The 9454-nt window shown below is 65.4% G+C and carries 10 protein-coding genes; 7 read left to right on the top strand and 3 right to left on the bottom strand.

Annotated elements, in window-relative coordinates; translation table 11 throughout:
- Window positions 1-32: 32 nt before the first annotated feature.
- From P9230_RS25215 to P9230_RS25205, 3 genes are all read right to left on the bottom strand, one after another.
- Complete coding sequence (locus P9230_RS25215; RefSeq protein ID WP_067321727.1) at window positions 33-1268, bottom strand: patatin-like phospholipase family protein; 1236 nt, start codon at window positions 1266-1268, stop codon at window positions 33-35.
- Window positions 1269-1437: 169 nt separating this feature from the next.
- Entirely contained in the window at window positions 1438-1881 is a 444-nt protein-coding gene (locus tag P9230_RS25210; RefSeq protein WP_127246727.1) for an SRPBCC family protein, read from the bottom strand.
- A 113-nt stretch (window positions 1882-1994) separates the two neighbouring features.
- Window positions 1995-2894 carry an SMP-30/gluconolactonase/LRE family protein gene (locus P9230_RS25205; RefSeq protein ID WP_067321722.1) on the bottom strand — a complete coding sequence of 300 codons (900 nt, stop codon included), beginning with the start codon at window positions 2892-2894 and terminating at the stop codon, window positions 1995-1997.
- A gap of 105 nt (window positions 2895-2999) precedes the next feature.
- Between P9230_RS25205 and P9230_RS25200 the strand changes: the two genes are divergently transcribed.
- From P9230_RS25200 to P9230_RS25170, 7 genes are all read left to right on the top strand, one after another.
- Entirely contained in the window at window positions 3000-3719 is a 720-nt protein-coding gene (locus tag P9230_RS25200; protein WP_278121001.1) for a FadR/GntR family transcriptional regulator, read from the top strand.
- Window positions 3719-4921, top strand: a complete 1203-nt coding sequence (locus tag P9230_RS25195; RefSeq protein WP_278121000.1) for a mandelate racemase/muconate lactonizing enzyme family protein — start codon at window positions 3719-3721, stop codon at window positions 4919-4921. Before P9230_RS25200 ends, P9230_RS25195 begins: the two co-directional genes overlap by 1 nt.
- A 39-nt stretch (window positions 4922-4960) precedes the next feature.
- Complete coding sequence (locus P9230_RS25190) at window positions 4961-5938, top strand: sugar ABC transporter substrate-binding protein (protein WP_278120999.1); 978 nt, start codon at window positions 4961-4963, stop codon at window positions 5936-5938.
- A gap of 158 nt (window positions 5939-6096) precedes the next feature.
- Complete coding sequence (locus P9230_RS25185; protein WP_278056728.1) at window positions 6097-7074, top strand: ABC transporter permease; 978 nt, start codon at window positions 6097-6099, stop codon at window positions 7072-7074.
- Between the two features lie 3 nt (window positions 7075-7077).
- Window positions 7078-7809, top strand: a complete 732-nt coding sequence (locus tag P9230_RS25180) for an ATP-binding cassette domain-containing protein (protein WP_067321713.1) — start codon at window positions 7078-7080, stop codon at window positions 7807-7809.
- Between the two features lie 10 nt (window positions 7810-7819).
- A complete protein-coding gene (locus P9230_RS25175) occupies window positions 7820-8575 on the top strand; it encodes an SDR family oxidoreductase (RefSeq protein ID WP_278120998.1) in 756 nt (251 codons plus the stop codon).
- Window positions 8562-9446 carry an aldose 1-epimerase gene (locus P9230_RS25170; RefSeq protein ID WP_278120997.1) on the top strand — a complete coding sequence of 295 codons (885 nt, stop codon included), beginning with the start codon at window positions 8562-8564 and terminating at the stop codon, window positions 9444-9446. Before P9230_RS25175 ends, P9230_RS25170 begins: the two co-directional genes overlap by 14 nt.
- The last annotated feature ends 8 nt before the right edge of the window (window positions 9447-9454 follow it).

Raw genomic sequence — 9454 nt, 5'->3', positions numbered from 1 at the left:
GCGAAAGCGGACGCGGAGTCCGAACGCCATGCTCACACCTTGAAACCGCTCATCAGCGCCTTCGACACCACCGCACAGCGTCCGGGCTTCACGTCGCCCGCCTTCAGTGGCACGCCCTTTCCAGCCGGCACCGCCGGCCGGTACCAGCTCCGCAGCGCCTGGTCGCTGGCGCAATAGCCCCAATTGACGAGATCGATCGTCTCCTCGCTTCCCAGGAAATGAAGCGACGTGCCGATATCGGCAGGCGCGATTGCCGCGCTTTGCACGAAGCTCGGCTCGGCGGCGTCAGGCTTGCTGGCGATCGACCAGTAGACGCCGCGGGTGGCGGCATAGTCGGGCCGGGTCGCGTCATTGGGCAGGCCCTGGTCGTCGGCATCCTTCGCCGCCTGGAAGCGGGCGATGAGGTCGCGCCGCCGGAGCGAGCGCACCTGGTTGTCGGTGGTGTCGAGCACGCGCTTCAACTGCGAGAACCAGTTCCAGTAGCCGGAGCCGGACGCTCGCCAGGGCGCGCCGGCGTCGCTGACCAACAGCCAGCGGCAGCGCTTCAGCGCCGGCTCGATGCCGTGATTGTCATAGACGCCGCCATCGGTGAGCACGGCGCGGCCGGCCGGGACCGGCGGGCCGACGCTCGCGTCGAGCTTGTCGTTCTCCCACGCGAACTGAGTGAGGTCGAGCCTGAGCGGCGACAGAAACGGCGGGAAGGCAGACGACGCCGCGACCGCGGTCGCGACCGGCAGGTCCGCATGCTTGGCCATGCCGATCCGGTAATCGGCAATGTAGCGGTTGGACATGCGAAACAGCGAGCCGGTGCTGAGATTGCTCGAGCAGAACACGAACCACGGACGCCGGGTCAGGCTCTTCAGCGTCGGCACCTTGCCGTCGAACAGATGGCGCTCGTAGCAGGTGGCGACTTCGCGCGCCGCGCTCGAAAACGGGTTGAACACGCCCTTGAGGATCGACGGCGCGTCAAGGAAGACCTGCGAGAAAGCGAGGATTTTTTCGACGTAAAGCTCGCGGAAATTCGTGGCAACGCCGTCGGCAAAGCTGAGGCGCGGCCAGAGAACCGCAAGCAGCCCGGCGGCGATCGAGCCGCCCGAGACCGAACTGACCATGTCGATTTTCTGAAGCAGGCCGGCCTCGTTCAGCCGGCAGAGCACGCCGGCATGGAACAGCATGGCGCGATAGCCGCCGCCCGACAGGCAGAGGCCGAGCTCGTAATGCTCGACCTTGTCGTCAGCCGGTGACGATCCGGCTGGAATCGGCTCCATCGCGCCCCCCTTCTGCCTGTCCGTTCGGCATTCGAGCTCGGCTTTGCTCAATCCAGCCCAGCGCAGCCATTCTGGCAAGCGGGGGAAACGCGTAACGTCGCGGATTGGAAATCGGGCCGCGTGCCGGCCGCTCCGTCGCGGCCGGCTGCATAGACCCTGCGATCGATCTTTACTGACTGATCTCGGGCTCGACGAGCCTTGCCAGGTTCTTGAGCGACTCCTGCCAGCCGAGATAGCAGGCCTCGGCGGGGATGGCGTCCGGAATGCCGGCCTGGGTGATCTCCATCTCCGTGCCGACCGAGACTTTCTTCAACTTCACCGTCACCTGCATCTCGCCGGGCAGGTTGGGATCGTCGAACTTGTCGGTGTAGCGCACGAGCTCACCCGGAACGAGCTCGACATAGTCGCCGCCGAAAGCATGGCTTTCGCCCGTGGTGAAGTTGCGGAACGACATTTTGAAGTTGCCGCCGGCCTTTGCATCCAAGTGATGCACCGTGCAGGTGAAGCCGTTCGGCGGCAGCCATTTCGCCAGCGCGTCCGCCTCGATGAAAGCGCGATAGACTTTTTCAGGTTTGGTGGAAAGCACGAGGTGCAGGCGGACAGTGCTGGGCATTTCGTTTCTCCTGTTGATTGCCGGTCTATGCTCCTATGACGAACGGTGATTGGCCAGTCCGACATCGATGGTGAAGTTTTTTGATCGCTGCTGCCGATCTCTCGATGGGGAGATTATCCGAACCGGTTGCCTTGCACGCCGCGCACGCCGGGCCTGAGCGCGAACAGGCCGCCTTCGAAGGGGTTGGCGTCGAGATGCTCGGCGCTCATGGTGAAGCGCGCCGAGGTGACGAACAGCGTGTCGAGGCCGGGGCCGCCGAAGGCGCAGCTCGTCGGCCAGCTGCAGGGCAATTCGGCGATCCGGTCCAGCCTGCCGTCGGGCGCGATGCGGGCGAGGCAGCTTCCGCCAACCACCCGGCAGTTCCAGATATAGCCCTCTGCGTCAAGGCAGGAGCCGTCCGGCAGGCCGCGCTCGAAGCCGGTGAAGAAGGGGAGCGCCCGGCCGAGCCGTCCCGCCTTCTTGTCCCAGTCATAGCTGTAGAGCGCGTTCTTCGTCGTGTCGGCGGTGACGAAGCGTCCGTCGGGCAGCCACACCATCGTGTTGGTGATGCCGAACCGGTCTTCGCTGAGCGGCGTCGCTTTGCCCTCCCGGCCGACCCGGTAGAGCCGACCTTCATCGCTGGCGATGGGCACCGGCGCGTCGTCCGGGCCGATGTTGTTGGCCATCGTTCCAACCCAGAACGAACCGTCCGGCGCCACCACGCCCTCGTTGAGCCGCGTTCCCGGCCTGTCGTCCTCGATCGTCGCGAGCGTCCGGAACGGCCCATCGAAGTCCCATAGCGCGATCTCCTTGCGCAACCCGACGATCGCGCCGCCGTCGTTGCGCAGGCCGACCGAGGTCACGAGATCGGGCGTCTGCCAGCTTTCATGCGCGCCGCTCAGCGGATCCAGCCGATGGATCCTGCGGCCGATGATGTCGACCCAAACCAGCCTTTCGCGGCGCTCGTCCCACACCAGGCTTTCGCCGACCACGTCGCGCGCATCGAAGATCAGGCCGGCTTGCTTCTCGTGCATGGGGCGCCTCGGGGCAGGGTGTCAGAAAATCAGCTTGACATATATCTTTAAGCCGAAATATGAGCAATTCAACATCAACCTGTCATACAGGTGTTGAGGAAACGGATGCAAGAGCAGACGGACCCACGGGATGAACCGAGTCCTGGCCTGGTCAGCACGGCGATTCAGGCGATAACCCAGCACATCCGCTCGGAAGGCCTGGCGCCCGGCGATCCGCTGCCCAGCGAGGCGGCCATGACGCGCCAGCTCAACGTTTCCCGAACGGTCGTGCGAGAGGCCTTCCGCTCGCTGTCGGCGATGCGGCTGATCGACATGAGCGCCGGGCGCCGCGCCACCGTCGCCAAGCTCGACACCGGCGCCATGTCGATGGTGATCGAGCATGGCATCACCACCCAGCAGATCAGCGTGCAGCAGGTCTATGACGTCAGGCGCACCATCGAGATGCGCACCGTGGCGCTGGCCGCGCTGCGCCGCACCAACGCGGAAGCCGCGGCGATCGCCCAGTCGGCCCGGCTGATGCGCGAGAGTTGCAAGAGCCCCGAGACCGTCATGGAGCATGACATCGCCTTCCACGAGGCGATCGCGGCGGCCTCGCACAATCCGGTCTTTTCGCTGATCGTCACCGCCTTCAGCGGCGTGACGCGCCGCACCTGGGTCATTGGCTGGCGAACCCGTTCCTCCGACGAGGACCAGCTCAAGATGATCAAGGGCCATGAGGACATCGCCGACGCCATCCTCAAGGGCGATCCGCGGCTTGCGGCCGAGCATATGGCCGAGCATTTCGACAAGGGCGTCAAGGCGCTCATCGACGCGGGGATAGCCTGATGAAGATCCGCGCCATCGAGACCGTCCGCATCGAGGAACGGCCCAACCTGCTCTGGGTCGAGGTTCATACCGACGAGGGCATCACCGGGCTCGGCGAGACGTTTTATCTATCGCGCACCGTCGAGGAATATCTGCACGAATATGTGGCGCCCAGGGTGATCGGCCGCGATCCGCTGGAGATCGATCTTTTGGCCGCCGATCTCGTCGGCTATCTCGGTTTCCGCTCCAGCGGCGCCGAGGTGCGCGGCAACTCCGCCTTCGACATCGCGCTGTGGGACATTTTCGGCAAGGCCACCGGCCAGCCGGTCGCGCAGCTGCTCGGCGGTTTCAGCCGTCGCTCGATCCGCACTTACAACACCTGCGCCGGCACCGAGTATATCAAGGACGCCAAGGGCCAGACGACGGCCAATTACGGCATCGGCGCCGGGCGCGATTACGACGATCTCAACGCTTTCCTCACCCGCGCCGGCGAGCTGGCCGAGGAATTGCTCTCCGACGGCATCACCGCAATGAAGATCTGGCCGTTCGACCACGCGGCGGAGAAGACGCGCGGCAACGACATCTCGGCAGCCGACTTGAAGGCGGCGCTCGAGCCTTTTGAAAAGATTCGCAAAGCCGTCGGCGACAGGATCGACATCATGGTCGAGTTCCATTCGATGTGGCAACTCTTGCCGGCGATGAGGATCGCCGAGGCGCTCAGGCCCTACGCCACCTATTGGCACGAGGACCCGATCCGCATGGACAGCCTCGGCGATTTGAGGCGTTACGCCGCCGCCAGTCCGGCGCCGATCTCGGCCTCCGAGACGCTGGGCAGCCGCTGGGCTTTCCGCGACCTTCTGGAGACTGGAGCGGCCGGGATCGTCATGCTCGACATCTCCTGGTGCGGCGGCCTGTCGGAGGCGCGCAAGATCGCTTCGATGGCCGAGGCTTGGCGGCTGCCGGTGGCGCCGCACGACTGCACCGGTCCGGTCGTGCTCGCAGCGTCCACCCATTTGTCGCTCAACGCGCCCAACGCGCTCGTCCAGGAAAGCGTGCGCGCCTTCTACCGCACCTGGTACCGCGACTTGGTGACGGCGCTGCCCGAGGTGAAAGACGGCATGATCACCGTGCCGCCGGGGCCTGGGCTCGGGCTGGCGCTCAGTCCCGATCTTGGCAAGGCCTACACCGTCCACCGCCGCGTCAGCAACCAGACGGACATTTAGCCCAAGGCGCACATCTAAGATCCATAGGGAGGAACAAACATGAGAAAACTGACAGCAATGCTTCTGCTCGGCGCCGCCCTTATCGGCGGGCAATCGGCCGCCAAAGCCGACGGGCTCAACATCGTCTTTACCCATCATTCGTCGGCCTCCAACACATTCTGGCAGGCGGTGAAGAAAGGTTTCGATGATGGCTGCGCCAAGGTCGAGGCCAACTGCAACATGGTCTTCACCCAGACCGAGGGATCGATCGAGCAGCAGGTCGCGAACATGCGCGCGGCCCTTGCCGCCAAGCCCGACGCGCTGCTCACCTCCATCGTCGACGACCATGCCTTCGACGATGTCATCAAGGAGGCGCGCGACGCCGGCGTGGTGGTGATCGCCGTCAATGTCGACGACACCGAAGGCGCCAAGGGCAATGCGCGCCAGGCCTTCATCGGCCAGGGCTTCAAGCCAGCCGGCTACTCGCTCGCCAAGGCGATTTCCGAGAGCTTCCCGAAGGATGGTCCGATCAAGGTGCTGGTCGGCATCTCGGCGCCGGGCCAGAACTGGTCGGAAACCCGCGGCGCCGGCGTCATGCAGTTCCTCGAGGAATACAAGGCCGCTCATAAGGACCGCAACGTTTCGTGGGAGCGCATCGACAGCGGCACCGACCTCGCCATCACCTCCGACCGCGTCGGCGCCTATCTCAACGCGCATCCCGACACCACCGCCTATTTCGACACCGGCTTCTGGTGCGCCGGCGTGGCGCGCGTGCTGGCCGATCGCGGGGTCGCGCCCGGCAAGGTCCTGCTCGGCGGCTTCGATCTCGTGCCGGAAGTGCTGCAGCAGATGCAGAAGGGCTATGTCCAGGCGCTGGTCGACCAGCAGCCCTACATGCAGGGCTTCATGCCGGTGATGGAAGTCTATCTCAACAAGAAGCTCGGTCTTGCGCCTTCCGACATCGACACGGGGCAGGGCATCGTGCGCCAGAAGGACGCCGATGCGATCATGGCGCTGTCCGCGCAGGGCATGCGCTGAGGTCGCATGCCTTTGAGATTGGCCGAGACGCCCGTCACCGAAGTGCTGGCGGGACATCACCCCCCTCTGTCCTGCCGGACGGTCCGGCAGGACAGAGGGGGGTGTGAAGGAACGCGGCGCCACAGTACCTTTCACAATCACCGCACCGGAGCCTTTCATTGAAGCGCCTGTTCAAGACCTATCTCGAGAAGCCGGAACTGGCCGGGCTGATCCTCCTGGTGCTGCTCATTGTCCTGTTCCAGGTCCGCTCCCACGGCGTGTTCCTGAACCAGGACAATCTGCGAGGCATCCTCGGCATCCTGCCGGAGGCCGGCCTCGTCGCCATCGGCGTTACCATCCTGATGATCAGCGGCGAGTTCGACCTGTCGGTCGGTTCGGTCTTCGCGCTGATGCCGATGACGATGGCGGTGCTGATGGTGCAGGGCTGGCCGTTCCCGCTGGCGCTGCTCGCCGGGCTGCTCGCCTCGGCGGCCATCGGCTTCATCAACGGTTACGTCACCATCCGCTTCGCCATCCCGAGCTTCATCACCACGCTCGGCATGCTGTTCATGGCGCGATCGCTCACCGTTGTCATTTCCGGCGGCTTTCCGCCGCTGTTGCCCGCCGACCTGCCGACTTGGCTGTTCACCTCCTTCGTCGGGCCGGGCAACATGTTCCGCATGTCGTTTCTGTGGTTCGTGGCGGTCGCGGTGCTGACCTCGCTGATGCTGTCGCGCACCAATTTCGGCAACTGGATCAAGGCCACCGGCGGCTTCCTGCCGGCCGCCGCCGCGATGGGCATCCCAACGGCCAGGGTCAAGATCGTCTGCTTCATGCTGTGCTCGGTGCTCTCGGGCTTCGCCGGCATGCTGCAGGTGCTGCGATTGGGGTCGCCGCTGCCTTCGATCGGCGAGGGCATGGAGCTGCAGGCGGTCGCATCCGCCGTCATCGGCGGCGCCTCGCTCGCAGGCGGCATCGGCACCGTCATGGGCGGCATCATCGGCACGACGCTCATCCGCGTCATCGACAACGGCCTTGTGCTCAGCCATGTCGACGCCAACTGGTTCAAATTCGCCATCGGCTTCCTGACCATCTTCGCCGTCGTCGCCAATGCCTGGATGCGCAAGCGCGCCAAGGCCATCAAGATGGAGGGCTGAGTCGTGAGCGACGCCATCATCTCGGTGCGCAATCTGCACAAGTGGTATTCCGGCGTGCATGCCCTCAAAGGCGTCACGCTCGACTTCAAGCGTGGCGAAGCGCTCGGCCTGGTCGGCGACAACGGCGCCGGCAAGTCGACCTTGATCAACATCCTGTCCGGCGTCCACCGTGCCGACCAGGGCGAGATCAAGGTCGAGGGCAGGGACGTCCGCATCGCCACCCCGCGCGACGCGATGGATCTCGGCATTGAGACCATCTACCAGTACAATTCCATGGTCCCCACCATGTCGATCGCCCGCAACCTGTTCATCGGCCGTGAGCCGACCCGGTTCTCGATCCTCGGCGTCGGCATCCTCGACCAGAAGAAGATGGCCGAGGAAAGCGTGCGCGCCATCGCCAATGTCGACCTGCATCTGCGCTCCCCCGATGCGCTCGTCGGCGAGCTCTCCGGAGGCCAGCGCCAGGGCGTCGCGATCGCGCGCGCCATGCACTTCAAGTCGAAGGTAATGATCCTCGACGAGCCGACCAATCACCTCTCGGTCAAGGAGACCAACAAGGTGATCGGCTTCGTGCGCGGCCTGAAAGAACAGGGAGTGACGGGCGTCTTCATCAGTCACAACATGCACCACGTCTTCGAGTGCTGCGACCGTATCGTCGCGATGGCGCGCGGCGAGATCGTGCTGGACAAGCGTATCGGCGACACCTCGATCGACGAAGTCCATTCTGTCCTGTGAGGGTTAGGCAATGAAGGCACTCGCTGGTCGTAAAGTGTTGCTGACGGGCGGCCTCGGCTCGCTCGGCCGGGCCCAGGCGGTGACGCTGGCGCGGGCCGGCGCGCGCCTGCTGGTGCTCGACCGCCCCGACATCGGCGATGCCGAGCAGACGGTGGCGGGACTTGCCGGGCAGGCCGGGGGCGATATCGCCTTCGTCGGCTGCGATCTCAACCGGCTGGCCGAGGCGGAAGCGGCCGTTGCCGCGCTGGCGGCGAAGGAAGGTGGGATCGATATCCTGATCAACAACGCGGCGCTGATCATCAACCGGCCGTTCGAGCAGTTCTCGCTGGCCGAATATGAGGATCAGATCCGCGTCAACTCCTCGGCCGCCTTTGCGCTGGCGCGGGCCTGCGCGCCGGGCATGAAGGCGAAGGGCTACGGCAAGATCGTCAACTTCTGCTCGATCACGCTCAACGGCCGCTGGGACGGCTACGTGCCCTATGTCGCCTCGAAGGGCGCCATGCTCGGGCTCACCAAGTCGCTCGCGCGCGAGCTCGGGCCGCATGGCATCCGCGTCAACGCCGTGTCGCCGGGCGCGGTGGTCTCGGAGGCGGAGGCGCGCGTCTTCGGCGACCGGTTGAAGCAGTACAATGACTGGATCCTCGAGAACCAAAGCCTCAAGACGCGCATCGAGCCTGAGAACATCGCCGAGCTCGTGCTGTTCCTCGTCTCACCCGCCTCCGACATGATCAGCGGCCAGAACATCGCCATCGATGGCGGCTGGTGAGGATATGGCCGGCGCGGTCGAGCTGAACGACGGGCAGGCGAGGCTGGTCCTGGCGCCTGAGAAGGGCGCGGCGATCGCGCGCTATGACGCGCTGGTGATCGGCAGCGCGCCGGTTCCGCTGCTGAAGCCGGGCGATGGCACCGGCACGTCCGGCTGCCAACTCCTGGTGCCGTGGTCGAACCGCATCTCCGGCGGCGGCTTCACTTTCGACGGCCGCTTCCACGCGGTCGCGCCGAACGTTCCGGGCGAAGCCTTTCCGATCCACGGCGACGGTTTCCAGAAACCGTGGCGGCTTGCCCGCCGCACGGACACCGAGGCGGAGCTGGTGCTCGACGAGGGCGCGATCGGTCCTTACCGCTATGCTGCTACCGTGACCTATGCGCTGCGGGACGGCGCGCTGGAGGCGCGGCTGACGGTGGAGAACCGCGCCGGCATGCGCCTGCCTTACGGCCTCGGTTTCCATCCGTGGTTCCTGCGCGGCGACACAACCCTGCTCGAGGCCAAGGCCGGGCGTGTCTGGCTGGAGGACGAGCGCCATTTGCCGGTCGGCGTCGTGCCGGTGAGCGAGCGCCCGGCCTGGGATTTCTCGCGCTCCATCCCGCTGCCGTGGGACTGGGTCAACAACGCCTTCGACGGCTGGAATCGTCGCGCCTCGATCACGCAGCTCGAGGAGGGGATCAGGATCACGCTCACCGCCTCGCCGGAGCTCGGCGTCTATATCCTCTATTCGCCGTCATCCGACGCCGACTTCTTCTGCTTCGAGCCGGTCTCGCACCCGGTCGATGCGCATCACGGCGAAGGGCTGACGGTGCTTGAAGATGGGCAAACGATGAGCGCGACGATGCGGCTGGACTGGGCTGTGGCGGGTTGAGGGCAGCC

Origin of the sequence: Mesorhizobium sp. WSM4887 (genome assembly GCF_029625865.1) — a bacterium.
Classification (GTDB): Bacteria; Pseudomonadota; Alphaproteobacteria; order Rhizobiales; family Rhizobiaceae; genus Mesorhizobium.
Note: the sequence above shows the minus strand (reverse complement) of the source record. Positions and strands in the feature narration are given on the sequence as shown.